This is a genomic window from Streptomyces sp. NPDC051561, from assembly GCF_044454195.1.
Classification (GTDB): Bacteria; Actinomycetota; Actinomycetes; order Streptomycetales; family Streptomycetaceae; genus Streptomyces.
This window is the reverse complement of record NZ_JBITDM010000005.1, coordinates 293,402-317,618: the sequence shown is the minus strand read 5'-3', so window position 1 is coordinate 317,618 and position 24,217 is coordinate 293,402. Positions and strand designations below refer to the sequence as shown.

At 68.9% G+C, this 24,217-nt stretch carries 24 protein-coding genes; 20 read left to right on the top strand and 4 right to left on the bottom strand.

Annotated features, from left to right (window positions below; genetic code table 11):
* Positions 1–6: 6 nt before the first annotated feature.
* Both ACIA73_RS14935 and ACIA73_RS14930 read right to left on the bottom strand, forming a co-directional pair.
* Positions 7–678, bottom strand: coding sequence for a response regulator (locus ACIA73_RS14935; RefSeq protein WP_384358208.1), 672 nt, complete (start codon positions 676–678; stop codon positions 7–9).
* A 42-nt stretch (positions 679–720) separates the two neighbouring features.
* Complete coding sequence (locus ACIA73_RS14930) at positions 721–1,575, bottom strand: RecB family exonuclease (RefSeq protein ID WP_399438868.1); 855 nt, start codon at positions 1,573–1,575, stop codon at positions 721–723.
* 135 nt (positions 1,576–1,710) lie between these two features.
* Here ACIA73_RS14930 and ACIA73_RS14925 point away from each other — a divergent pair, with 135 nt between their 5' ends.
* From ACIA73_RS14925 to ACIA73_RS14915, 3 genes are all read left to right on the top strand, one after another.
* Positions 1,711–3,000: a site-2 protease family protein gene (locus tag ACIA73_RS14925; protein ID WP_399438867.1), complete on the top strand. Its 1,290-nt coding sequence runs from the start codon at positions 1,711–1,713 to the stop codon at positions 2,998–3,000.
* Between the two features lie 58 nt (positions 3,001–3,058).
* Positions 3,059–3,961, top strand: a complete 903-nt coding sequence (locus ACIA73_RS14920) for a tRNA (adenine-N1)-methyltransferase (RefSeq protein WP_399438866.1) — start codon at positions 3,059–3,061, stop codon at positions 3,959–3,961.
* Positions 3,962–4,181: 220 nt separating this feature from the next.
* A complete protein-coding gene (locus ACIA73_RS14915; RefSeq protein WP_399438865.1) occupies positions 4,182–4,733 on the top strand; it encodes a hypothetical protein in 552 nt (183 codons plus the stop codon).
* 27 nt (positions 4,734–4,760) lie between these two features.
* On the opposite strand, the gene ACIA73_RS14910 is transcribed toward ACIA73_RS14915, so the two are convergent.
* Positions 4,761–5,081, bottom strand: a complete 321-nt coding sequence (locus ACIA73_RS14910; RefSeq protein ID WP_399438864.1) for a ferredoxin — start codon at positions 5,079–5,081, stop codon at positions 4,761–4,763.
* A 242-nt stretch (positions 5,082–5,323) separates the two neighbouring features.
* Here ACIA73_RS14910 and arc point away from each other — a divergent pair, with 242 nt between their 5' ends.
* The 6 genes from arc (at position 5,324) to prcA (ending at position 11,485) form a co-directional block, all read left to right on the top strand.
* Positions 5,324–7,090 (top strand): proteasome ATPase, encoded by a 1,767-nt coding sequence (gene arc, locus ACIA73_RS14905; protein ID WP_399438863.1) that lies wholly within the window; start codon positions 5,324–5,326, stop codon positions 7,088–7,090.
* 275 nt (positions 7,091–7,365) lie between these two features.
* The gene (gene dop, locus ACIA73_RS14900) at positions 7,366–8,877 is read left to right on the top strand and encodes a depupylase/deamidase Dop (RefSeq protein ID WP_399438862.1); all 1,512 of its coding nucleotides are present in this window, start codon (positions 7,366–7,368) and stop codon (positions 8,875–8,877) included.
* A 136-nt stretch (positions 8,878–9,013) separates the two neighbouring features.
* Positions 9,014–9,232: a ubiquitin-like protein Pup gene (locus ACIA73_RS14895; RefSeq protein ID WP_399438861.1), complete on the top strand. Its 219-nt coding sequence runs from the start codon at positions 9,014–9,016 to the stop codon at positions 9,230–9,232.
* Positions 9,233–9,237: 5 nt separating this feature from the next.
* A complete protein-coding gene (locus ACIA73_RS14890) occupies positions 9,238–9,843 on the top strand; it encodes an endonuclease VII domain-containing protein (RefSeq protein WP_399438860.1) in 606 nt (201 codons plus the stop codon).
* Positions 9,795–10,640, top strand: coding sequence for a proteasome subunit beta (gene prcB, locus ACIA73_RS14885; RefSeq protein WP_399438859.1), 846 nt, complete (start codon positions 9,795–9,797; stop codon positions 10,638–10,640). Before ACIA73_RS14890 ends, prcB begins: the two co-directional genes overlap by 49 nt.
* 95 nt (positions 10,641–10,735) lie before the next feature.
* Positions 10,736–11,485: a proteasome subunit alpha gene (gene prcA, locus ACIA73_RS14880; RefSeq protein ID WP_399438858.1), complete on the top strand. Its 750-nt coding sequence runs from the start codon at positions 10,736–10,738 to the stop codon at positions 11,483–11,485.
* 63 nt (positions 11,486–11,548) lie between these two features.
* Here the strand turns inward: prcA and ACIA73_RS14875 are convergent, their stop codons facing one another.
* The gene (locus tag ACIA73_RS14875; RefSeq protein ID WP_399438857.1) at positions 11,549–12,583 is read right to left on the bottom strand and encodes a LacI family DNA-binding transcriptional regulator; all 1,035 of its coding nucleotides are present in this window, start codon (positions 12,581–12,583) and stop codon (positions 11,549–11,551) included.
* Between the two features lie 145 nt (positions 12,584–12,728).
* Between ACIA73_RS14875 and ACIA73_RS14870 the strand changes: the two genes are divergently transcribed.
* From ACIA73_RS14870 to ACIA73_RS14820, 11 genes are all read left to right on the top strand, one after another.
* Positions 12,729–14,009 carry an MFS transporter gene (locus ACIA73_RS14870; protein ID WP_399438856.1) on the top strand — a complete coding sequence of 427 codons (1,281 nt, stop codon included), beginning with the start codon at positions 12,729–12,731 and terminating at the stop codon, positions 14,007–14,009.
* Between the two features lie 9 nt (positions 14,010–14,018).
* Entirely contained in the window at positions 14,019–15,380 is a 1,362-nt protein-coding gene (gene pafA, locus ACIA73_RS14865; RefSeq protein WP_399438855.1) for a Pup--protein ligase, read from the top strand.
* Between the two features lie 143 nt (positions 15,381–15,523).
* Entirely contained in the window at positions 15,524–16,525 is a 1,002-nt protein-coding gene (locus ACIA73_RS14860) for an FKBP-type peptidyl-prolyl cis-trans isomerase (RefSeq protein ID WP_399438854.1), read from the top strand.
* A gap of 96 nt (positions 16,526–16,621) precedes the next feature.
* Positions 16,622–16,996, top strand: a complete 375-nt coding sequence (locus ACIA73_RS14855; RefSeq protein ID WP_399438853.1) for an FKBP-type peptidyl-prolyl cis-trans isomerase — start codon at positions 16,622–16,624, stop codon at positions 16,994–16,996.
* A gap of 159 nt (positions 16,997–17,155) precedes the next feature.
* Positions 17,156–18,115: a helix-turn-helix transcriptional regulator gene (locus tag ACIA73_RS14850; RefSeq protein ID WP_399438852.1), complete on the top strand. Its 960-nt coding sequence runs from the start codon at positions 17,156–17,158 to the stop codon at positions 18,113–18,115.
* 16 nt (positions 18,116–18,131) lie between these two features.
* Entirely contained in the window at positions 18,132–19,112 is a 981-nt protein-coding gene (locus ACIA73_RS14845) for a helix-turn-helix transcriptional regulator (protein WP_399438851.1), read from the top strand.
* A 93-nt stretch (positions 19,113–19,205) separates the two neighbouring features.
* Positions 19,206–19,463 carry a hypothetical protein gene (locus tag ACIA73_RS14840; protein ID WP_399438850.1) on the top strand — a complete coding sequence of 86 codons (258 nt, stop codon included), beginning with the start codon at positions 19,206–19,208 and terminating at the stop codon, positions 19,461–19,463.
* 67 nt (positions 19,464–19,530) lie between these two features.
* Complete coding sequence (locus ACIA73_RS14835; protein WP_399438849.1) at positions 19,531–19,728, top strand: hypothetical protein; 198 nt, start codon at positions 19,531–19,533, stop codon at positions 19,726–19,728.
* Between the two features lie 233 nt (positions 19,729–19,961).
* A complete protein-coding gene (gene tatA, locus ACIA73_RS14830; RefSeq protein WP_399438848.1) occupies positions 19,962–20,249 on the top strand; it encodes a Sec-independent protein translocase subunit TatA in 288 nt (95 codons plus the stop codon).
* A gap of 77 nt (positions 20,250–20,326) precedes the next feature.
* The gene (gene tatC, locus ACIA73_RS14825; RefSeq protein WP_399438847.1) at positions 20,327–21,280 is read left to right on the top strand and encodes a twin-arginine translocase subunit TatC; all 954 of its coding nucleotides are present in this window, start codon (positions 20,327–20,329) and stop codon (positions 21,278–21,280) included.
* A 94-nt stretch (positions 21,281–21,374) separates the two neighbouring features.
* The gene (locus tag ACIA73_RS14820; protein ID WP_399438846.1) at positions 21,375–24,194 is read left to right on the top strand and encodes a DEAD/DEAH box helicase; all 2,820 of its coding nucleotides are present in this window, start codon (positions 21,375–21,377) and stop codon (positions 24,192–24,194) included.
* Positions 24,195–24,217 lie beyond the last annotated feature (23 nt).

Genomic DNA, 24,217 nt, shown 5'->3' with positions numbered 1-24,217 from the left:
GTGCGCCTACTGGGCGCCCGGCCGCACCAGACCGCTCTCGTACGCGTAGACCGCGGCCTGCACCCGGTCGCGCAGCCCCAGCTTCGTCAGCACATGACCCACATGCGTCTTCACCGTGGTCTCGCTCACGAACAGGTCCGCGGCGATCTCCGCGTTCGACAGCCCGCGCGCGACCAGCTTCAGCACCTCCACCTCACGCTCGGTCAGCGTGTGCAGGGTGTCCGGCACCTCGTCCTCGCCGGACGGCAGATGGTCCGCGTACTTGTCCAGCAACCGGCGCGTAATGCTCGGCGCGAGCATCGCCTCACCCGCCGCCACCACCCGGATCGCCTGCACCAGCTCATGCGCCGGCGCATCCTTCAGCAGGAACCCACTGGCCCCCGCCCGCAGGGCCTCGACCACGTACTCATCCAGGTCGAACGTGGTCAGCACCAGCACCTTCGCCGGACCGTCCCGACCCGGGCCGGTGATCTGACGGGTCGCCTCGACCCCGTCCATCCGCGGCATCCGGATGTCCATCAACACCACATCGGGCTGCAACGCCCGCACCTGATCGAGCGCCTGCAGACCGTCCCCGGCCTCACCGACGACCGCAAGGTCCTGCTCGGCCTCCAGAATCATCCGGAACCCGGTACGCAGCAGCGGCTGGTCGTCCACCAGCAGGACGCGGATAGCCACGTGATCTCCTCTTCCCTAGACCGGCCCCATTCTGCCCTGCCGCTACTGCGACGCCCCGCGAGGCCGTACCTCCAGCGGATAGACCGGCGGCGTCCCGCCGAACTCGGGACACACCGCACGATGGTCGCACCAGCCGCACAGCTTGGTGGGCCGGGGCCGCCAGTCACCCGTCTCGGTGGCTTCCTTGATCGCCTCCCACAGCGAATGCAGCTTCCGCTCCATCCGCTCCAGGTCCGCCTCGTTCGGGTCGTAGGTCATCACATCGCCGCTGCCCAGATACACCAGCTGAAGCCTGCGCGGCACGATCCGCTTCCACCGCCAGATCACCAGCGCGTAGAACTTCATCTGGAACAGCGCGCCCTCCGCGTACTCAGGACGCGGCGCCTTACCCGTCTTGTAGTCGACGATCCGCACCTCGCCCGTCGGCGCCACATCGACCCGGTCGATCACCCCGCGCAGCCGAAGCCCGGACTCCAGCTCCGTCTCCACGAACAGCTCCCGGTCGGCCGGCTCCAGCCGCGTCGGATCCTCCAGCGAGAACCACTTCTCGACCAGATCCTCCGCCTGCCCCAGCCACCGCGTCAGCCGCTCGCCCTCGGCATCGTCCTCGAACAGCGCCGAGAGCTCCGGCTTCGACTCCAGCAGCCGGCCCCACTGCCCCGGAACCAGCGCCCGCGCCTTCGGCACCGTCCGCTCCACCGCCGGATCGTCGAACAGCCGCTCCAGCACGGCATGCACCAACGTCCCCCGGGTAGCAGCCTCACTCGGCTTCTCCGGAAGCTTGTCGATGACCCGGAACCGGTACAGCAGCGGACACTGCATGAAATCGCTCGCCCTGGAGGGCGACAGCCCCGTGGGCGGCCTCGCCACCCCCGCCGTACCGGTACTCGTATCCATGACTCAGACCCTACGGGCAGCCACTGACAAAGCCCCCCTACCATCGACGTCAGACCCTCCCGCACTGCATGATCAGGGCATTGCCCCGCACAACGGCACCAGGCGACACCGGTGTGACGAAAACGAAGGGACCCCGTGGACGAGAGCGACGAGCGCCGCGCCGACGACAAGAACGGCGAGAGCGCACGCCCCAAGCCCGGCACGGAAGAGACCACCTCACCCCCGGCCGGCGAGCGCACCCCGGACAACTCCGGCAAGGACCGCCACCGGGACGGGTCCGGCGGCGGCCTCCTGATGGGCCGCCCCTTCGGCGTCCCCGTCTACGTCGCCCCCAGCTGGTTCCTCGTCGCCGCCCTCATCACCTGGGTCTTCGGCGGCCAGCTCGACCTCGTGCTGCCCGAGCTCGGCGCCGCCCGCTACCTCGTCTCGCTCTTCTTCGCCGTCGCCTTCTACGCCTCCGTGCTCGTCCACGAACTCGCGCACACGGTGGCCGCCCTCCGCTTCAAGCTCCCCGTCCGGCGCATCCAGCTCCAGTTCTTCGGCGGCGTCTCCGAGATCGAGAAGGAGACCGAGACCCCGGGCCGCGAATTCGTCCTCGCCTTCGTCGGCCCCCTCCTCTCCCTCGCCCTGGCCGGGATCTTCTACGTCGCCATGGACCTGGTCACCGCAGGCACCGTCCCCGGCGTCCTGCTGGCCGGCCTGATGATCTCCAACCTCATCGTCGCCGCCTTCAACCTGCTCCCCGGCCTGCCCCTGGACGGCGGCCGGATGCTCCGCGCCGTGATCTGGAAGATCACCGGCAACCCGATGACCGGCACCGTCGCCGCCGCCTGGGTCGGCCGCGGCCTCGCCGTCGCCGTCCTCATCGGACTGCCCCTGCTCACCCACACCGGCGCCCTCGGCAACAAGACCGAGGACATCACCGGCATGGACACGGTCCTGGACGCGCTCCTCGCCGCCATCCTCGCCGCCATCATCTGGACCGGCGCAGGAAACAGCCTCCGGATGGCCCGGCTGCGCCAGCACCTCCCCGACCTGCGCGCCCGCTCCCTCACCCGACGCGCCGTCCCCGTCGAGTCCGCCACCCCGCTCTCCGAAGCGCTCCGCCGCGCCAACGAGGCGGGCGCCCGCGCCCTGGTCGTGGTCGACGGCCACGGCAACCCCACCGCCGTCGTCCGCGAGACCGCCATCGTCGGCGTGCCCGAACACCGCCGCCCCTGGGTCGCCGTCAGCGGCCTGGCCGCCGACCTCACCGACGACATGCGCATCCCCGCCGAACTCGCCGGCGAAGCCCTCCTCGACCGCCTCCGCGCGGCCCCCGCCACCGAGTACCTCGTCATCGAGGAGAGCGGCGAGATCTACGGAGTCCTGTCCACCGCCGACGTCGAGCGCGCCTTCGTCAAGGCGATGGCCCGCCCGCAGTAGGCCCCCCGCACCCGGGCCAGCGGCGAGAAGGCCCTCAAACAGCCGGTAGGCTGGTCACATGTCCGAACCGACCGGTGCCGCCCGCCGACGCGGGCCCTTCAAGGTCGGGGACCAGGTCCAGCTGACTGACCCCAAGGGCCGCCACTACACGTTCACGCTCGAAGCCGGGAAGCAGTTCCACACCCACAAGGGTGCCTTCTCGCACGACGAGCTGATCGGGGCGTCCGAGGGCAGTGTTGTCCGTACCACGGGGAACGTCGCCTACCTGGCGCTCCGCCCCCTGCTCCCCGACTACGTCCTGTCCATGCCCCGCGGCGCAGCCGTGGTCTACCCCAAGGACGCGGGGCAGATCCTGGCCTTCGCCGACATCTTCGCCGGCGCCCGCGTCGTCGAAGCCGGAGTGGGCTCCGGCGCCCTGAGCGCCTTCCTCCTGCGCGCCATCGGCGACCACGGAATGCTGCACTCCTACGAGCGCAGGCAGGACTTCGGGGACATCGCGCAGGGCAACGTCGAGCGCTACTTCGGCGGCCCGCACCCCGCGTGGACCCTCACTGTCGGCGACCTCCAGGACAACCTGTCCGACACCGAGGTCGACCGCGTCGTGCTCGACATGCTCGCCCCCTGGGAAACCCTGGACGCCGTCTCCAAGGCGCTCGTCCCCGGCGGAATCCTCTGCGCGTACGTCGCCACCACCACGCAGCTCGCCAGGACCGTCGAGTCCATCCGCGAGATCGGCTGCTTCGCCGAACCCCAGCCGTGGGAGTCGATGGTCCGCAACTGGCACGTCGAGGGCCTGGCCGTCCGCCCGGACCACCGCATGATCGGCCACACCGGCTTCCTCGTCACCGCCCGCCGTCTCGCCGACGGCGTGGAGCCCCCGATGCGCCGCCGCCGCCCCTCCAAGGGCTCGTACGGCGAGGACTACGAGGGCCCCAACAAGGAGCGCGGCAGCCAGGGCTGAGCCCGCGGCACGCCTCCCCAACAGACCGGCGCCGCCGTCCAGTTCCCGGACCGACACGAGAACTGGACGGCGGCGCCTTCACTTTCCCCCGCGCCTGTACGAAGCCTTTGCCCGCGGACCCGCACCCCGGCATTCCGCCCCGCCACCCCCTGTGGCACCATGCTGGACACCCTCCCGTCGCCGGCGCCCCACCCGGCACAGCCTCACAGGAGACCTCCGCGTGCAGACCTCCGCGCCCACGGCCCCCGCACACACCCGGCCCCGCGCGGTGCACTGGCTGGCCACGGCCGCCGCCACGGCCGCCGTCATAGCGGGCGCCGCCCTCCTCCAGCCCGCGGCAGCCCTCGCCTCCCAGACCGCCCCCGGCCCCGCGCGGGCGCTCCCGGCCCCGGACGCGAAGACGGCGACGTACCCCCTGAAATGCCGCGCCGGCCAGCCCGTTGTGCTGAAGCAGGCCACCGGCGACCTCGACGGCGACCGGAACCCGGAAACCGTCGCCGCCGTCCGCTGCGAGACCGGAATAGGCACCCCGCCGAGCGCGATCTACGTCCTCACCGGAGGCAACCGCGTGGTGGCCACCCTCCTCGAACCCGGCGAGGGACTGAACGTCACCGAGCTCGCCGTCGCCGGGGGCGCGATCACCGCGACCCTGCTCGGCTACTCCTCCGACGCGGTCGCCCGCTGCTGCCCCGACAAGACCGAGAAGCCCAAATGGCAGTGGCGGAACGGGAAGTTCACCCGCTCCGCCACCACCGAAGCCCGCAGCGTCTGAGACCGCGGTCACACCCAGCAGCCGGACCTACTCGGCGTCCGGCCCGAACACCTCGACCCTGTCCGAAACGCGACGTACATGAATACAGTCGCCCGGGCATTCCTTCGCCGAGTCCACCACGTCCTGAAGCAGCGGCAGCGGAACCGGAGTGGTCGCTCCCGGGGCCTGAAGCAACTCGTCGTCACCACTCTTCACATAGGCGAGACCGTCGATGTCGAGTTCGAAGACCTCCGGCGCGTACTGCGCGCAGATCCCGTCGCCGGTGCAGAGGTCCTGGTCGATCCACACCTCAAGAGGGTCCCCGACCTGGGCGCCGTCTGCGGTGGGAGCCTTCTCCTGCACGGTCATATCTCCTGCCGTTCCCTGCGTGGTATGCACCAATTGAAGCCAGCCCTGACGGGTGTTGAACACTTCGACGATACAACCGCCCGCTTTCCGATGTTGCTGGGTGGGTATCCCCCCTCTGTGAGGGAGTACGCAAGGGTGAAGATCAGACACTCCGCGATCGTCTTTTGATCTAGGGGTTTCAACCAACACCTACCCAGGTAGGGTCAGGAAGCGTCCAGCTCCCCTTGGAGGAGGTGAGGACCGTGGCAGCCCACGACGACGACATCAACCGCGGCATCCGGCCCGCGCGAGGGTCCGAGGACCCCGCCGGACAGGTTGCCTATCTAGAGCAGGAAATCGCCGTCCTGCGACGCAAGCTCGCCGACTCTCCGCGTCACACGAGGATTCTCGAAGAGCGGATCGTCGAGCTGCAGACCAACCTGGCAGGCGTGTCCGCCCAGAACGAGCGGCTCGCCAACACACTCCGCGAGGCCCGCGACCAGATCGTGGCCCTCAAGGAAGAAGTGGACCGGCTCGCACAGCCGCCGGCCGGCTTCGGTGTGTTCCTGGAGGCCAACGAGGACGGCACGGCCGACATCTTCACCGGAGGCCGCAAACTCCGGGTCAACGTCAGCCCCAGCGTCGAGCTCGAAGAGCTCCGGCGCGGCCAGGAACTCATGCTCAACGAAGCGCTCAATGTGGTCGAGGCCATGGAGTACGAGCGCGCAGGCGACATCGTCACCCTCAAGGAAATCCTTGAGGACGGCGAACGGGCCCTGGTGGTCGGGCACACCGACGAGGAACGGGTGGTCAGGCTCGCCGAGCCGTTGCTGGACATCACCATCCGCCCCGGCGACGCCCTGCTGCTGGAGCCCCGATCCGGTTACGTCTACGAAGTCATCCCGAAGAGCGAGGTCGAGGAGCTCGTCCTCGAAGAGGTCCCGGACGTCGACTACGAGAAGATCGGCGGCCTGGGCAACCAGATCGAACTGATCCGAGACGCGGTCGAGCTGCCCTACCTCTACCCCGACCTCTTCAAGGAGCACGAACTGCGGCCCCCGAAGGGCATCCTGCTCTACGGCCCGCCGGGCTGCGGCAAGACGCTCATCGCCAAGGCCGTCGCCAACTCCCTTGCCAAGAAGGTCGCAGAGGTCACCGGTCAGCCCGCCGGCAAGTCCTACTTCCTCAACATCAAGGGACCCGAGCTCCTCAACAAGTACGTCGGCGAGACCGAGCGCCACATCCGCCTGGTCTTCCAGCGTGCCCGGGAGAAGGCGAGCGAGGGCACCCCCGTCATCGTCTTCTTCGACGAAATGGAATCGCTCTTCCGCACCCGTGGATCAGGTGTCAGCTCGGACGTGGAGAACACCATCGTCCCGCAGCTGCTCGCCGAGATCGACGGCGTGGAGGGCCTGGAGAACGTCATCGTCATCGGCGCCTCCAACCGCGAGGACATGATCGACCCCGCGATCCTGCGACCGGGCCGACTCGACGTGAAGATCAAGATCGAGCGTCCGGACGCCGAAGCGGCCAAGGACATCTTCGCCAAGTACCTCAAGTCGAGCCTGCCCCTGCACTCCGACGACCTCACCGAGCACACCGGCTCGAAGGACGCCGCGGTGCACGGCATGATCCAGTCGGTCGTCGAGCAGATGTACGCGGAATCCGAGGAGAACCGCTTCCTGGAGGTCACGTACGCCAACGGCGACAAGGAAGTCCTGTACTTCAAGGACTTCAACTCCGGCGCGATGATCCAGAACATCGTCGACCGGGCCAAGAAGATGGCCATCAAGCAGTTCCTCGACCACAACCAGAAGGGCATCCGCGTCTCCCACCTCCTCCAGGCCTGCGTGGACGAGTTCAAGGAGAACGAGGACCTGCCCAACACCACCAACCCGGACGACTGGGCCCGCATCTCCGGCAAGAAGGGTGAGCGGATCGTCTTCATCCGCACGCTCGTCACCGGCAAGCAGGGTGCCGACACCGGACGCTCCATCGACACGGTCGCCAACACCGGCCAGTACCTGTAAGGCGCAGACCGGCTGCGGATACCCCGCGGGGTATCCGCAGCCGGTCCGTTTCCCCTCGTTTTCCACGCGATCTTCCGGCCAATTCGGCGGGACTTCAGCACACAACAGAGCAATGACGGATTTGATCTCCCCACCAGCGCAAAGGCGTTCTAGGCTCTTCCGTACCGCCACCGCCGGGTCGCACAGTGCGGGGACGGCACCGCACACGCACCCCAGAACCAGCGGTACTTGAGCGCCGCCCCAGGACGGGGGCGCCGCCGGGCAAGGAGGGCCGCATGACCGTACGGCGAGTAATGGGCATCGAGACGGAATACGGAATCTCCGTCCCCGGCCACCCCAACGCCAATGCCATGCTCACCTCGTCCCAGATCGTCAACGCCTACGCGGCGGCGATGCACAGGGCGCGACGCGCCCGCTGGGACTTCGAGGAGGAGAACCCGCTGCGGGACGCCCGAGGCTTCGACCTCGCCCGCGAAGCCGCCGACTCCAGTCAGCTCACCGACGAGGACATCGGCCTGGCCAATGTCATCCTCACCAACGGTGCACGGCTGTACGTCGACCACGCACACCCCGAGTACAGCTCGCCCGAGATCACCAACCCGATGGACGCCGTGCTCTGGGACAAGGCCGGCGAACGCATCATGGCCGAGGCCGCCGAGCGGGCCGCCCAACTCCCCGGCGCCCAGCCGATCCTGCTCTACAAGAACAACACCGACAACAAGGGCGCCTCCTACGGCACGCACGAGAACTACCTGATGAAGCGGGAGACCCCCTTCTCGGACATCGTGCGCCACCTCACCCCGTTCTTCGTGTCCCGCCAGGTCGTCACCGGCGCGGGACGCGTCGGCATCGGCCAGGACGGCCACGAGCACGGCTTCCAGATCAGCCAGCGCGCCGACTACTTCGAGGTCGAGGTCGGCCTGGAGACCACCCTCAAGCGGCCCATCATCAACACCCGGGACGAACCGCACTCCGACGCGGAGAAGTACCGCAGGCTGCACGTGATCATCGGCGACGCGAACCTCTCCGAGATCTCGACCTATCTGAAGCTGGGCACCACCGCCCTCGTCCTCTCCATGATCGAGGACGGCTTCATCAACGTCGACCTGGCCGTGGACCAACCGGTCCGCACCCTCCACCAGGTCTCCCACGACCCGACCCTCCAGCACCTCGTCACCCTCCGCAGCGGGCGCTCACTGACCGCCGTACAGCTTCAGATGGAGTACTTCGAGCTGGCCAGGAAGTACGTCGAGGAGCGGTACGGGGCGGACGCCGACGACCAGACCAAGGACGTACTGACCCGCTGGGAGGACGTACTCAACCGGCTGGAGAACGACCCCATGAGCCTGTCCGGGGAACTGGACTGGATCGCCAAGCGGGAGCTCCTGGAGGGCTACCGGCGGCGTGACGGGCTCGACTGGGACGCGGCCAGGCTCCACCTGGTCGACCTCCAGTACGCGGACGTACGACCCGACAAGGGGCTCTACAACCGCCTCGCGGCCCGCGGCAAGATGAAGCGGCTGCTGGGCGAGGGCGCCGTGGAAAGGGCCGAGACCAAGCCCCCCGAGGACACCAGGGCGTACTTCCGCGGCCGCTGCCTGGAGCAGTACGCGGACGACGTCGCGGCGGCCTCCTGGGACTCCGTGATCTTCGACCTGCCCGGCCGGGATTCGCTCCAGCGGGTGCCGACCCTGGAACCGCTGCGGGGCACCAGGAACCACGTCAAGGAGCTGCTCGACCGCTGTCGTACGGCGGACGAGCTGGTCCGGGTGCTCTCGGGCGGCTGATCGCGGCTGAAATGTGCCCCCGGTGGGAATCATCCAGATGGTTCCCACGGCTTCGTTAAGCAAGGGGCGAATGTCAGACCTCACTTATAGGGTCTGATCAAGGACCAAGGACATCGAACCGAGCGGGGTGAGGTAGATGGCGACCAAGGACACCGGCGGCGGACAGCAGAAGGCGACGCGTTCCACCGAGGAGGCCGAGGAGCAGACGCAGGACGCACAGGCTTCGGAGGACCTCAAGGAACGACAGGAGAAGCTGTCGGACGACGTGGATTCGGTATTGGACGAAATCGACGACGTACTTGAGGAAAACGCGGAGGAATTCGTGCGCTCATTCGTTCAAAAAGGCGGACAATAGAGGATATGTCGGTTTCGTCGGAGGGGAAAGTCTGCTCCGGGTGTGAGAGGGAATTACCTCTGAGTTCCTTTGCATCCGATCGAAATCGAGCAGACGGCCTTCAGGTGCGGTGCCGGGAGTGTGTGGCGGAATACGGGGCCATGCACTATCGGCGCCGCCGGGAGGCGATGGGCAAGCCGGTTCGGGAGAAGGTTGAGGTGCCCTCCGGGCACAAACTCTGCCGGAGCTGCGGGGAAGTCAAGCCGCACAGCGAGTGGCACCGAAACTCAAGTGCGTCCGACGGCCTGTCCACGCGCTGCAAGGCGTGCCGGGCAATCGAAGGCCGGGCGGGCCACCTGAAGCGCCAATACGGCATCACCGAAGCCGAACGCGACGACATGGTCGCGTCCCAGGCCGGCGTCTGCACGATCTGCTTGAAGGCACCAGCTGTACACGTGGATCACTGCCACGAGACGGGTAGGGTCCGAGGCGTACTGTGCTTCAACTGCAATGCGGCCCTCGGGCTGTTGGGAGATGACCCCGACACCTTGCGTCGGGCCATCGCATACCTGGAGGGAAACGCGTGGAAGCCAACACTCGTAGCACCGGGCGTCTACCAGCTGCCTTCCTGACGCCGGGCTCCTCGTCGTTCATGGACTTTCTCGGCGAGCACTCGCCCGAACTGCTGCCGGGCAAGCGGGTGCTGCCGCCGGTGCAGGGCGTCATCGAGGCACCGCACGGGACGACCATCGTGGCCGCCTCGTTCCCCGGCGGGGTCGTGCTCGCCGGTGACCGGCGGGCGACCATGGGGAACATGATCGCGCAGCGCGACATCGAGAAGGTGTTCCCGGCCGATGAGTACTCGGCGGTGGGCATCGCCGGCACGGCCGGTCTGGCCGTGGAGATGGTGAAGCTCTTCCAGTTGGAGCTGGAGCACTTCGAGAAGGTGGAAGGTGCGCAGCTGTCGCTGGAGGGCAAGGCGAACCGGTTGTCGACCATGATCCGGTCGAATCTGGCAATGGCCATGCAGGGCCTGGCAGTTGTACCGCTGTTCGCGGGGTACGACATCGACCGCGAGAAGGGCCGGATCTTCTCGTACGACGTCACGGGCGGCCGTTCCGAGGAGCTCGGGTACGCGGCGACCGGGTCGGGTTCGGTGTTCGCGCGCGGTTCGATGAAGAAGCTGTACCGGACGGATCTGTCCGAGCAGGAGACCACGACGCTGGTCATCCAGGCGCTGTACGACGCCGCTGACGACGACTCGGCGACCGGTGGTCCTGACATGGCGCGGCGCATCTTCCCGATCGTCACGGTCATCACGGAGGACGGTTTCCGGCGTTTGACGGACGACGAGTCCGCCGAGCTTGCGCGGACTGTTCTGGCGAAGCGGATGGAACAGCCCGACGGGCCGCGTGCCGCGCTGCTGTAGCCGTCGTTCGGCTGTAGCCGTCGTTCAGCGACTTCTGTGACCGTCCTTCGGTCTCTTCGATGTTTTTGCCTCTGACAGAAAGGGACGGATAGCCGGTGTCTACGCCGTTCTATGTCTCACCCCAGCAGGCCATGGCCGACCGGGCGGAATACGCGCGGAAGGGCATTGCCCGTGGACGCAGCCTGGTTGTGCTGCAGTTCGCCGACGGCATTGTCTTCGTCGGCGAGAATCCGTCCCGTGCGCTGCACAAGTTCAGCGAGATCTACGACCGGATCGGTTTCGCCGCCGCCGGTAAGTACAACGAGTACGAGAACCTGCGGATCGGCGGCGTGCGTTATGCCGATCTGCGGGGGTACACCTACGACCGCGACGACGTGACGGCGCGCGGTCTGGCGAATGTGTACGCGCAGACGCTCGGCAACATCTTCTCCAGCAACGCGGAGAAGCCGTACGAGGTGGAGTTGGTGGTCGCCGAGGTCGGCACCGAGCGGACCGGCGACCAGATCTACCGGCTGCCGCACGACGGTTCGATCGTGGACGAGCACGGTTCGGTCGCGGTCGGTGGCAACGCCGAGCAGATCAGCAGCTTCCTCGACCAGCGGCACCGTGACGACATGAGTCTGGCGGAGGCGCTGAAGCTGGCCGTGCAGGCGCTGTCGCGGGACACCAACGGCACGGAGCGGGAGATTCCGGCAGAGCGGCTGGAAGTGGCCGTGCTGGACCGTACGCGGCCGCAGCAGCGGAAGTTCAAGCGGATCGTGGGGCGGCAGCTGTCGCGTCTGCTGGAGGCCGACGGAGACGCGTCGGCGCCGACCGAGGTGCCTTCGGACACCGAGGAGGAGTAGGGCGCGCATGGCGTTCGAGGTGTGGCCCCGGACCGCAGGGAGCGGTCCGGGGCCACACCTGTGTCAGGGCGCGAGTGCCGTGGAGCCCCGGACGACCAGGTCGACCGGGAGGCCGGTGGTGTCCGGCGTGCGGCCGTCGAGGACGGCGAGGAGGGCGGCCATTCCGCGTCGGCCGACCTGTTCGGCGGGGAGGCGGACGGTGGTGAGTTCGGGTTCGACGGCGGTGGCCAGCGAGAGGTCGTCGAAGCCGGTGACGGAGATGTCCTCGGGGACGCGCAGTCCCAGCCGGCGCAGGGCCTTGCAGGCGCCGGCGGCAAGGATGTCGTCGTCGCAGATCAGAGCGGTGGGCCGGTCCTCACCCGAGGTGAGGGCGGCCTCGGTGGCGGCGCGGGCGCTGTGCACGTCGAGGCGGCTGCGTACGGTGCGCAGGGTGGTGCCCGGGGTGGCGTGCAGGACGGTGGCGAGGGTGCGGGCGCGGACGTCGAAGGTCCAGGAGTCGACGGCCGAGGCGAGGTGGACGAAGCGGCGGTGGCCCAGGCCCAGGAGGTGGGCGGCGACCTGCTGCATGCCGTCGCCGATGTCCAGGTTGACGTGGGCGGCCGCGGCGCCGGCGGTGTCGTCGCCGTCGCGGTCGGTGGGGTCGCTGTCGAGCATCACGAGCGGGAGGCCGGCGCTGCGCAGGGCGCCGAGGGCGCCGGTGGCCATGGAGGAGGCGATGACGCCGTCGAGGGCGGTGCGGGCGGAGGCGAAGGGGTCACGGGCGGGGCCGATGCCGTCGGGGGAGGGGTAGAGGACCACGCCGAAGCCGTGCTCGGCGGCGGCTTCGGCGGCGCCGGTGTAGACCCGGGCGAAGAACTCGTTGGTGAGGGCGGGGACGACCAGGAGTGCGGTGCGGGTGCGGCCGAGGCGGAGGCTGCGGGCGGCGAGGTTGGGGCGGTAGCCGAGGTCGCGGGCGGTGTCCCGGACGAGCCCCGCGGTGCGCTCGGAGACCCGGCCCCGCCATTTGTCACCGAGGACCAGCGAGACGGTGGCCTGGGACACCCCGGCCGCCCGTGCGACGTCCCTGCTGGTGGGGGCGGGGTGGGCGGAGGTGGTCACCGGGTGCTCCGTGGGTGCGTGGTGGGGGCGGGGTGGGGCCGTGAGGTGGACCTCGGGTTTGCCGTCATGGTACGTATGACGGCGGAAGTTATACGTAAAACCTCGGTCCGCGCGGGAGCTGCGCCGGGGGAGAAGGGCGGGACAGATGGCCGCGGGATACGCCGAACTGCTGGGGACGCGGCATGCCGCGCGCCTGCTGGCCGGGACGCTGGTGGGGCGGCTGCCCAACGCGACGGCGCCGATCGCGATCATGCTCTTCACCCGCGCCGAGGGCGGCAGCTACACCCTGGGCGGTGCGCTGGCCGCGGTGTACGGGGTGGCCAACGCCATCGGCCAGCCGCTGCTCGGCCGGGCGGTCGACCTGCACGGCCAGCCCAGGGTGCAGCTCCCGTCCGCGCTGGTGTCCGCGCTCGGCATGCTCGTGCTGTGTCTGACCGGTATCGATCCGCTGGTGCTGACGTATGCCGCGGTGGCCGTCGCCGGTCTGTTCACGCCGCCGCTGGAGGGCGGTCTGCGGGCGTTGTGGCCGAGCGTGCTGGGCGAGGAGGACAAGGTGCACCGGGCGTACGCGATGGACGCGGTCGCCCAGGAGATCATGTTCACCGTCGGCCCGCTGCTGGTGACGGTCCTCGTCTCGCTGTGGTCGCCGGCGGCGGCGCTGCTGATCATCAACGCGATCGGTGTGCTGGGTGCGCTGTCGGTCGTCGTCTCGAAGCCTTCGCGGGCCTGGCGCTCGGCCGCGCGTGAGGCGCACTGGCTGGGGGCGCTGCGCTCCAAGGGGCTGCTGGCGCTGCTCGGGGCGTTCTTCTTCGTCGGTACGGCGCTGGGTTCGATCACCGTCGCGGGAGTGGCGTACGGCGACGACCACCAGAAGACCTGGGTGTACGGGGTGCTGATGGCGGCGCTCGGGCTCGGGGCGCTGGTGGGCGGTCTGGTGTACGGGGCGCGGCAGTGGGCCGGTGCTCCGGAGCCCCGGCTGCTGGTGATCGTCGCGCTGCTCGCGGCCGGGTACCTGCCGTTGATGCTGACGCCGGGGATCGTCGCGATGACGGTGCTGGCGGCGGTGGCGGGGGTGTTCCTGGCGCCGGCACTGGCGTGCGCGTTCATCGTGGTGGACCGGCACGCCCCGCGCGGCACGGTCACCGAGGCGTTCTCCTGGCTGGTGACGACCTTCGGTGTGGGTTCCGCCGTGGGTACGGGGGTCGCGGGTCCCGCGGTCGAACTCGGGGGTACGTCGGCGAGTTTCGCGGTGGCGGCGGTCGCCGGCGTACTGGCGCTGCTCGTTCTCCTGGCGACGCGCCGGGTGCTGACGGTTCCTCCGGTCGACGGCCAGGTTGCCGAGCGCGCCGTAAACATCGCCGGGCCTTTTGAAAATGATCGAATCGGTGAGGTCGAACCCGGTTTCAGCTCAGGCCATCAGGCGTAATGTTCAGTCATGGACCGCCGCATTTTCGGGCTGGAGAACGAGTACGGCGTCACGTGCACGTTCAGGGGACAGCGCCGACTGTCTCCTGATGAAGTGGCGCGCTACCTCTTCCGCCGTGTTGTGTCATGGGGCCGCAGCAGCAATGTCTTCCTGCGGAACGGCGCCCGCCTGTACCTCGACGTGGGATCGCATCCGGAATACGCAACTCCCGAGTGCGACAACCTGACCGAGCTGGTCACCCACGACAAGGCCGGTGAGCGCATTCTCGAAGGCCTGCTCGTCGACGCCGAACGCCGCCTGCACGAGGAGGGAATCGCAGGCGACGTATACCTCTTCAAGAACAACACCGATTCCGCCGGGAACTCCTACGGCTGCCACGAGAATTACCTGGTGGCCCGGCACGGAGAGTTCTCCCGGCTCGCGGACATCCTCATTCCGTTCCTGGTCACGCGTCAGCTGATCTGTGGCGCGGGCAAGGTGCTGCAGACGCCGCGCGGTGCGGTGTACTGCGTGAGCCAGCGTGCCGAGCACATCTGGGAGGGCGTCAGTTCCGCGACGACCCGCTCCCGGCCGATCATCAACACCCGCGACGAACCGCACGCGGACGCCGAGCGCTACCGCCGGCTGCACGTCATCGTCGGCGACTCCAACATGTCGGAGACGACCATGCTGCTCAAGGTCGGTGCCACCGACCTGGTGCTGCGCATGATCGAAGCGGGCACGGTGATGCGCGACCTCACGCTGGAGAACCCGATCCGGGCGATCCGTGAGGTCAGTCACGACATCACCGGCCAGCGCAAGGTGCGTCTCGCCAGCGGGCGGGAGGCGTCCGCGCTGGAGGTGCAGCGCGAGTACTACGAGAAGGCCGTGGACTTCGTCGACCGTCGCGGGATCCGCGAGGGCAATGTGGCGAAGGTGCTGGAGCTGTGGGGCCGGACCCTCGACGCCATCGAGGCCGAGGACCTGGACCGGATCGGCACCGAGATCGACTGGGTCATGAAGTACAAGCTCATCGAGCGGTACCGGGAAAAGCACAACATGACGATGTCGCATCCGCGGGTCGCGCAGATCGACCTCGCGTACCACGACATCCACCGTCGCCGGGGCCTGTACTACCTGCTGGAGAAGCGGGGCCAGGCCGCCCGGATCTGCAACGACCTGAAGATCTTCGAGGGCAAGTCGGTGCCCCCGCAGACCACCAGGGCGCGGCTGCGCGGCGATTTCATCCGGCGGGCGCAGGAGCAGCGCCGGGACTTCACCGTCGACTGGGTGCATCTGAAGCTGAACGACCAGGCGCAGCGCACGGTGCTGTGCAAGGACCCGTTCCGGTCGGTCGACGACCGGGTGGAGAAGCTGATCGCCGGTATGTAGTACGGGGTGTGAGGCATCCGGGTTGAGGTGGTGCGCCGGGGCGGATTCGTCCCGGCGCACTGCCGTGTCGGTGCTCGTGGTGCCGCTGGGGCCAGGTCGTAGAGTGGCTGGACTGCCCAGGACCCCTACCGCGAGTTGGACTGATGATCCCCACGAAGACTGCCCGCCGTGCCGCTGCCGCACTGGTGGTGCCCGCTCTGTTCCTGACCGCCGCCTGTGGGTCCGATTCCAAGGCGAAGGACGACGGGTCGAAGACCGCGTCGGCCGCAGCCGTCGCCAAGGTTTCCGGGAAGTTCGGCGAGGAGCCGAAGATCGAGGTCCCCAAGGGCGCGAAGGCGGCCGACCAGGTGTCCGTGAAGACGGTCTCGGCCGGTACGGGTGCCGAGGTGAAGAAGACCGATTTCGTACGTCTGGACTTCGCCGGCAAGACGATGAAGGACGGCCAGAGCCTCGGTTCCACCTGGACGAAGCAGCCGGGTGCGGACCCCAAGGCTCCGCGTATGCAGGTGGTGCAGGACATCTCGCAGCCCGGGCAGATGCTGCCGGGCAAGGTGATGGAGGCGGTGGCCGGTCAGAAGGTCGGCAGCCGTATCGAGATCGAGGGCACCGCGAAGGCGCTCATCGGTGAGCAGTTGAACCCGCAGTCCGGGATCAAGCCGGAGGACGGCCTGGTCTGGGTCGTCGACGTCGTCGGCGCCAAGGCGTTCGACAAGAAGACCGAGTCGAAGGGCGAGCAGGCGGCCGTGTCCGAGGGCATGCCCGAGGTGAAGGCGGAGGGCCCCAAGGCCGCCACGATCACCATCCCCAAGGGCGAGAAGGCCCCCAAGGACCTCAAGGAGCAGGTCCTGATCAAGGGCAAGGGCGCCGAGGTGAAGGCCGGTGAGGGCCTGGTCGCCCAGTACACCGGTGTGAAGTGGGAGGACGGCAAGAAGTTCGACTCCTCCTGGGACCACGGTGGCGCCACCGCCTTCCAGATCGGCACCGGATCGGTCATCAAGGGCTGGGACAAGGGTCTGGTCGGCAAGCACATCGGTGACCGCGTACTGCTGACCATCCCGGCGGCGCAGGCCTACGGCAGCAACCCGCAGAGCGAGCTGGCGAAGAACAACCTGGTCTTCGTCGTCGACATCGTCGGCACGGTCTGAGGCCCGTTCTGACCGTGCGCGGACGGCACACACCCGTTTACCGGCCGTGCGAGACTGTTCCGGTTGTCCGAAAGATTCTTGTCGTAGGAGCGTTCAGTGAGCATCGAGAAGCCCGAGATCGACTTCCCCGAGGGTGAAGCCCCGAAGGACCTTGAGATCAAGGACATCTGGGAGGGCGACGGCGCCGCGGCCAAGGCCGGCGACTACGTCAAGGTCCACTACGTGGGTGTGGCCTTCTCCACCGGCGAGGAGTTCGACGCCTCCTGGAACCGCGGCAACCCGCTGGAGTTCCAGCTCGGTGCCGGCCAGGTCATCCAGGGCTGGGACCAGGGCGTGCAGGGCATGAAGGTCGGCGGCCGTCGCCGGCTGACCATCCCTGCGCACCTCGCGTACGGCGAGCGTGGCGCCGGCGGTGGCGTCATCGCCCCGGGCGAGACGCTGATCTTCGTCTGCGACCTGGTGTCCGTCTGATCGCGGACCTGGTGTCCGTGCGATCGGACGCACCTTCCGAGGGCCCCTGCCGGTAACCGGCAGGGGCCCTCGGCTTTTGCCGCGACACCCCGGGGCGGTACGGTCGACGGTCGTAGCGCCGGACGGTTTGGGGCGCACTTGACTTCAGAGAGGGCGTCCATGGCGATTGCCAAGGCCGAGCGTTTGATGAACCTGGCGCTGTGCCTGCTGGGGACCCGGCGCCCGCTCAGCAAGCGTGAGCTGAAGGAGTCGATCGAGGCCTACCTGGAGGCGGGCAACGAGGAGTCCTTCAACCGGATGTTCGAGCGCGACAAGGACGATCTGCGCGAACTCGGCCTGATCATCGAGACCGTGGAGAACCTCGACGGTGACGCCGGTTACCTTGCCCGCCGCGACAGCAACCGGCTGCCCGCCATCACCCTGGACGCCGAGGAGGCCGCAGCCCTCGGCCTCGCCGCGAAGGTCTGGCAGCAGGCCCGGCTCGCGGGAGCGGCCAGCGGCGCACTCCAGAAACTGCGCGCCGCCGGGATGCCGGAGGCGGAGGACCCGTACGACGGACCGCAGCACAGCGCGCTGGAGCCGCGCATTCCGGTGCACGAGGCGGCCTTCGAGCCGCTGATGCTGGCCTGCCGCGACCGCCGTCCGGTGGTCTTCGACTACCGCAAGGCCACCGCCGCCCGCCCCGAGACCCGGCAGGTCGAGCCGTGGACGCTGGAGTGCTGGCGCGGTCACTGGTACCTGGCGGGCTGGGACCGGGACCGGGAGGCGGAGCGGGTGTTCCGGCTGTCGCGGATCACCGGGAAGGTGCGCTCGCGGGCCGGGGCGTTCCGGGCCGAGGTGCCGGACGTGGTGACCGTACGGGAGACCGTGGAGAGCTGGGCGGGTGAGACCGCCACCCGCAGTGCGCTGATCAAGCTGCGGCACGACGCCGGGTATCCGCTGCGTTCGCGGGCGACCGCGGTGCGTGAACTGGGTGACGGCTGGGACGAGTTGGTGATTCCCTACGGGCACGGGCTGGACGCCTGGCTGGTGGAGTTCGGCCCGGACGTGGTGGTGCTGGAGCCCGCGGACCTGCGGGCGGACGTCGTGGACCGGCTGCGCGCCGTGGCTAAGGGCTGAGGGGCGTAGGGCAGACATGGCGACGAACGCGATTGACCAGACCCGGCGGATGCTGTCCCTGGTGACGTATCTGCGGGAGCGGCCCGGGGCGCACATCGAGGATGTGGCGCGGGCCTTCGGCATTACTCAGGACGAGCTGATCTCGGACCTGGACGTGCTGCCGATGTGCGGGACCAGCTTCCGGGGCGGTGACCTGCTCGACATCGACACCGACGGCGAGCGGATCTGGTGGCACAACCCCGACGACGTGGCCGCGCCGCTCAGGTTGGCCGCCGACGAGGCGACCGCGCTGCTGGTGGCCGCGCGGGCGGTGTCCACGCTTCCCGGGCTGCGCGAGGGCGACCGGCAGGCGCTGCTGCGGGCCACCGCGAAGCTGGAGGCGGCGGCCGGCGAGGTGGCCGGTGCCAGCTCGCGTCTCTCGGTGACCTTCGAGTCCGAGGGCGGCGTCTTCGCCGACGTCGACCGGGCGATCTCGGAGCGGCGGCGGCTGTGGCTGCGGTACTACTCGCCCGCGCGGGACGAGCTGACCGAGCGCGAGGTGGACCCGATCCGGCTGTTCGCGGTCGGACACACCTATATGGAGGCGTGGTGCCGGCTCTCCGAGGCCCGGCGCACCTTCCGGCTGGACCGGGTCGCCGAGATCAAGCTGCTCGACGAGCCGTCCGCACCGCCGCAGATCGAGCTGAGGGACCTCTCCGAGGGGCTGGTACAGCCCGCCGCCGAGGACCCGGAGGTGGTGGTCGAGGTAGGGCCCGGAGGCCGCTGGGTCGCCGAGTACTACCCGCACGACAGCGCCGAGGAGCTGCCCGACGGCGGACTGCGGGTGACCTTGCGGACCCCGGACCCGGCCTCACTGCGGCGGCTGGCGCTGCGGCTGGGCAGGGAGGGGCGGATCGTCTCGCCCGTCGGGCTCGCGGTGAGTGCGCGGGAGGCGGCGCGCGATGCGCTCTCGGCGTACGAGACGGTGGACGAGCGGGGCCCCGGCGGGCTCGCGTAAGCAGGAGGCGCCCGGGGTGCCGACGTCGAGGAACCCCGGGCGCGGCACGGAAGTACGGCCGGAACAGAGCAAGGTACGAGGAGAGCTGGGGACATGACCGTGATGTCTGGTGTGGCCGCTCCGGTGGCGGAGTCGGTCCTCTTCAAGGCCGGCTGCCCCGACTGCCGGGCACGCTTCGAGCTGGGTGCGCAGGAGCTGCGGCTGGCGATCGGCGGCAGCCGCCGTACGACTTTCTACTCCTTCACCTGCCCCGCGTGCGGGGTCGCGGTCCGCAAGCCCGCGGGGGAGCGGATCGTGGAATTGCTCACGGGCGGCGGCGTACGGACCCTGCGGCTGCACACCGCGCTCTGAGCGCCCGCGTCCCGGACGCAGGCCGCTGCGAACCCCTTCCATCCCCTCTAGCGTCTAGGCTCTGTCCATGTTCTGGCCCATGCTCGCCATCGCTCTCGGATTCCTCGGACTCGCCGTGCTCGGCGTCCTGGCGATCAAGGTCTTCGTGGAAGTACGGCGGCTCGGCCGTCAGGTCGCGGACAGCTCGCAGCGGATCAACCGGGCCGCGCAGGAACTGGAGCGCTCCACCGAGAGCCTGGCGCGCACCGGCGAAGCCTTGCGGTAGTCAGGCGGTCCGCGCAGTGGTCTCCACCACTGGGCGAGGGGGCGGTACGCTCGGTCCCTGCGGTGCGAGAGCGAGGCACCGACCGCAATCGGGAGTACGCACGGGCATTGCCTCACGTTTACCCCCGGGGGTTACGATCGCTTCACAGGAAGCCGGACACCAGTCCGACCAGCACGACCCGCCCCCCAAGCCAACGTTCCGGCCCAGCCGCCTCGGTGAGAAGGAAGTCGCACATGATCGGCAATCTGAAGCCCCTAGAGATCGTTCTGATCATCGCCGTCGTCGTGCTCCTCTTCGGTGCCAAGAAGCTGCCCGACATGGCGCGCTCGCTGGGCAAGTCGGCCCGCATCCTCAAGAGCGAGGCCAAGGCGATGAAGAAGGACGACGAGCCCGCGACCCCGGCTCCCACCACGGAGGCCCACGCGGACGCGCCCGTCACCCCGCGCACCATCAAGGCCGCGCCCGGCGATGTCACCCCCGGCCGTCCGGTCAACGACCCCACCCGTTCCACCCAGAGCTGAGCTGACGGCTACACCGGCTGCCGGCCGCCCCCGCGCACAACGGGAGGTCGGCCCTCGCACGAGACAAGGGACGTGGGTTGCTCAAGTCTGCCCGCAAGCAGAAGGCCGACGACGAGGGGCGGATGCCGCTCCTCGATCATCTGCGTGAGCTGCGAAACCGGCTGCTGAAGGCCGTTCTGGCGATCCTCGTCGTGACGATAGTCGCGGCGTTCTACCAGAAGGAGATCTTCTCCTTCCTGATGCGCCCCATCCTCGACTCGGTGGGCTGCACGGACGGCCGGATCACCGCGGTCAACGGCCAGAACTGCGCGATCATGAAGACCGACAACCTCCTGTCGCCCTTCACCATCGCGCTCAAGGTCGCGCTCATGACCGGTGTCCTGGTCGCCACCCCGGTCTGGCTCTACCAGCTCTGGGCCTTCGTCGCCCCGGGCCTGCACAAGAGCGAGAAGCGGTACGCGTACAGCTTCGCCGTGGCCGGAGCACCGCTCTTCGCCGCCGGCGCCTACCTCGCGTACACGATCCTGCCGCAGACGGCCGAGATCATGCTCAGCTTCACCCCGGCCGACGTCCAGAACCAGATCAACCTGGACGACTACCTCGACCTCATCACCCGCATGGTGATCGTCTTCGGCCTGGCCTTCGAGCTGCCGCTGCTGCTGATCCTGCTGAACCTGACGAAGGTGCTCACCGGCGCGCGGATGCTGCGCTGGTGGCGAGGGATGATCATCGGCCTCACGGGGTTCGCCGCGATCGCCACCCCCGGTGGTGAGCCGCTGTCGATGCTGCTGCTCGCCGGACCGCTGGCGATCCTGTACTTCCTGGCCGTCGGCTTCTCGCTCCTCAACGACAAGCGCAGGCGCCGCAAGGACCCCGACGCCGAACTCGACGACGACGAGGCCTCGCAGCTGGACCTCACCCCCGAGCCGTTCGAGCACGAGATCGAGCCGGTCTCCGCCTCGCGGATGCTGCCCGAGCAGGCACAGGGCAAGGAGCCCAAGCAGCTCAACGGGTACGACGACATCACCTGACGCCCGTGCGGGGGCCGGGCCGCCGCGGGGCCGGTTCCAAGGGGCAATAAAGATCGGGCTGAGTGTCAGAGGTGACGGGTAGGCTCGAAGCAAGATGACAGAGGACCTCTCACCAGCCGAGCGATACGCCGCCTCCCGGATCCGCGCCGCCGAGGAGGCCACCGCGCTCCACCCCTTCCGCGCCATGTACGACTTCGAACTGGACCCGTTCCAGATCGAGGCCTGCAAGGCACTGGAAGCGGGCAAGGGCGTGCTGGTCGCGGCGCCCACCGGCTCGGGCAAGACGATCGTCGGCGAATTCGCCGTGCACCTCGCCCTCGCCCAGGGCGGCAAGTGCTTCTACACCACGCCCATCAAGGCGCTGTCCAACCAGAAGTACCAGGACCTCGCGAGACGCTACGGCGCCGACAAGGTCGGGCTGCTGACGGGTGACAACAGCGTCAACTCGGACGCGCCCGTGGTCGTGATGACCACCGAGGTGCTGCGCAACATGCTCTACGCGGGCTCGCAGTCCCTGCTCGGGCTCGCCTATGTGGTCATGGACGAGGTGCACTACCTCTCCGACCGCTTCCGCGGCGCCGTCTGGGAAGAAGTGATCATTCACCTTCCCGAGTCGGTGACCCTGGTCTCGCTGTCGGCCACCGTCTCCAACGCGGAGGAGTTCGGCGACTGGCTGGACACCGTCCGCGGCGACACCGAAGTGATCGTCTCCGAGCACCGGCCCGTGCCGCTCTGGCAGCACGTGCTGGCCGGCCGGAAGATGTACGACCTCTTCGAGGAGTCCGACGACGGCCGGGGCGGCCGCCGCGAGGTCAATCCGGACCTGCTGAAGATGGCCCGGATGGAGAACCAGACGACGTACAACCCCCGGGACCGGCGGCGCGGCAAGATGGTCCGCGAGGCCGACCGGGAGCGGGAGCGCAGGTCGCGCACCCGGATCTGGACACCCAGCCGGGCCGAGGTGATCGAACGCCTCGACTCCGAAGGGCTGTTGCCCGCGATCACCTTCATCTTCAGCCGGGCCGGCTGCGAGGCCGCCGTGCAGCAGTGCCTGTACGCCGGGCTGCGGCTCAACGACGACGACGCGCGCCAGCAGGTCCGGGAGATCGTGGAGGAGCGGACCGCTTCCATCCCCGGCGAGGACCTGCACGTCCTGGGGTACTACGAGTGGCTGGAGGGCCTGGAGCGGGGCATCGCCGCGCACCACGCCGGGATGCTGCCGACCTTCAAGGAGGTCGTGGAGGAACTGTTCGTACGCGGCCTGGTGAAGGCGGTCTTCGCGACGGAGACGCTCGCGCTCGGCATCAACATGCCCGCGCGGTCGGTGGTGCTGGAGAAGCTCGTCAAGTGGAACGGGGAGCAGCACGCCGACATCACCCCCGGTGAGTACACCCAGCTGACCGGGCGGGCCGGGCGGCGCGGCATCGACGTCGAGGGCCATGCGGCGGTGCTCTGGCAGCGCGGAATGGACCCGAGCGCGCTCGCCGGTCTTGCCGGTACGCGGACGTATCCGCTGAGGTCCAGCTTCAAGCCGTCGTACAACATGGCGGTCAACCTGGTCCAGCAGTTCGGGCGGCACCGCTCACGGGAGCTCCTCGAAACCTCCTTCGCGCAGTTCCAGGCGGACAAGTCGGTCGTCGGGATCTCCAAGCAGGTCCAGAAGAACGAGGAGGGGCTGGAGGGCTACCAGCAGGGCATGACCTGCCACCTCGGGAACTTCGAGGAGTACGCGGCGTTGCGCCGTGACCTCAAGGACCGCGAGACGGACCTCGCCAAGCAGGGTGCGAACCAGCGGAGGGTGGCCGCGGCCGACTCGCTGGAGAAGCTCAGGATCGGCGACGTGATTCATGTGCCGACGGGCAAGTTCGCGGGACTCGCCCTGGTCCTGGACCCGGGCGTACCGGCCGGGCGGACCAACGGCCACCGCGGGTTCGAGCACCACGACGGGCCGCGCCCGCTCGTGCTGACCGCCGAGCGGCAGGTCAAGCGGCTGGCGCAGATCGACTTCCCGGTGCCGGTGGAGGCGCTGGACCGGATGCGGATTCCGAAGTCGTTCAACCCGCGTTCGCCGCAGTCGCGCCGCGACCTGGCCTCCCAGCTCCGTTCCAAGGCCGGGCACATCGTGCCCGACCGGCAGCGGAAGGGGCGGGCGGCAGCGGCCGACGACCGGGAGATCGCCCGGCTGCGTACGGAGATTCGCGCGCATCCCTGCCACGGCTGCGACGAGCGCGAGGACCATGCGCGGTGGGCGGAGCGGTATTACCGGCTCAAGCGCGACACCCGGCAGCTGGAGAACCGCATCGAGGGGCGGACGAACACGATCGCCCGCACTTTCGACCGGATCTACGCGCTGCTCACCGAACTGGACTATCTGCGCGGTGACGCAGCGACGGAGCACGGGAAGCGGCTGGCGCGGCTCTACGGCGAGCTCGACCTGCTGGCGTCCGAGTGTCTGCGCGACGGCGTCTGGGAAGGCCTGAGCCCGGCCGAACTCGCCGCGTGCGTCTCGGCGTTGGTGTACGAGGCCCGGCAGTCCGACGACGCGGTGGCGCCCAAGGTGCCCGGGGGTGCGGCGAAGGCAGCACTCGGGGAGATGGTCCGGATCTGGGGCCGGCTCGACGCGCTGGAGGAGGACCACAAGATCAACCAGGCGGAGGGGGTCGGGCAGCGTGAGCCCGATCTCGGTTTCGCCTGGGCGGTGTTCATGTGGGCCTCGGGCAAGGGCCTGGACGAGGTGCTGCGGGAGGCGGAGATGCCGGCCGGGGACTTCGTCCGGTGGTGCAAGCAGGTGATCGATGTGCTGGGGCAGGTGGCGGCGGCGGCTCCTCGGGAGGGGAGCACGGTGGCGAAGAACGCCCGCAGGGCCGTGGACGCGGTGCTGCGCGGAGTGGTGGCCTACAGCTCGGTGGGCTGAGCCGCACGCGACGCTCCCGCGTA

Coding starts and splice junctions, on each gene's coding strand:
- ACIA73_RS14930 (WP_399438868.1), bottom strand. CDS start 1,575: ATGGATACGAGTACCGGTACGGCGGGGGTGGCGAGGCCGCCCACGGGG.
- ACIA73_RS14920 (WP_399438866.1), top strand. CDS start 3,059: ATGTCCGAACCGACCGGTGCCGCCCGCCGACGCGGGCCCTTCAAGGTC.
- ACIA73_RS14910 (WP_399438864.1), bottom strand. CDS start 5,081: ATGACCGTGCAGGAGAAGGCTCCCACCGCAGACGGCGCCCAGGTCGGG.
- dop (WP_399438862.1), top strand. CDS start 7,366: ATGACCGTACGGCGAGTAATGGGCATCGAGACGGAATACGGAATCTCC.
- ACIA73_RS14895 (WP_399438861.1), top strand. CDS start 9,014: ATGGCGACCAAGGACACCGGCGGCGGACAGCAGAAGGCGACGCGTTCC.
- ACIA73_RS14890 (WP_399438860.1), top strand. CDS start 9,238: ATGTCGGTTTCGTCGGAGGGGAAAGTCTGCTCCGGGTGTGAGAGGGAA.
- ACIA73_RS14870 (WP_399438856.1), top strand. CDS start 12,729: ATGGCCGCGGGATACGCCGAACTGCTGGGGACGCGGCATGCCGCGCGC.
- pafA (WP_399438855.1), top strand. CDS start 14,019: ATGGACCGCCGCATTTTCGGGCTGGAGAACGAGTACGGCGTCACGTGC.
- ACIA73_RS14860 (WP_399438854.1), top strand. CDS start 15,524: ATGATCCCCACGAAGACTGCCCGCCGTGCCGCTGCCGCACTGGTGGTG.
- ACIA73_RS14850 (WP_399438852.1), top strand. CDS start 17,156: ATGGCGATTGCCAAGGCCGAGCGTTTGATGAACCTGGCGCTGTGCCTG.
- ACIA73_RS14845 (WP_399438851.1), top strand. CDS start 18,132: ATGGCGACGAACGCGATTGACCAGACCCGGCGGATGCTGTCCCTGGTG.
- ACIA73_RS14840 (WP_399438850.1), top strand. CDS start 19,206: ATGACCGTGATGTCTGGTGTGGCCGCTCCGGTGGCGGAGTCGGTCCTC.
- ACIA73_RS14835 (WP_399438849.1), top strand. CDS start 19,531: ATGTTCTGGCCCATGCTCGCCATCGCTCTCGGATTCCTCGGACTCGCC.
- tatA (WP_399438848.1), top strand. CDS start 19,962: ATGATCGGCAATCTGAAGCCCCTAGAGATCGTTCTGATCATCGCCGTC.
- ACIA73_RS14820 (WP_399438846.1), top strand. CDS start 21,375: ATGACAGAGGACCTCTCACCAGCCGAGCGATACGCCGCCTCCCGGATC.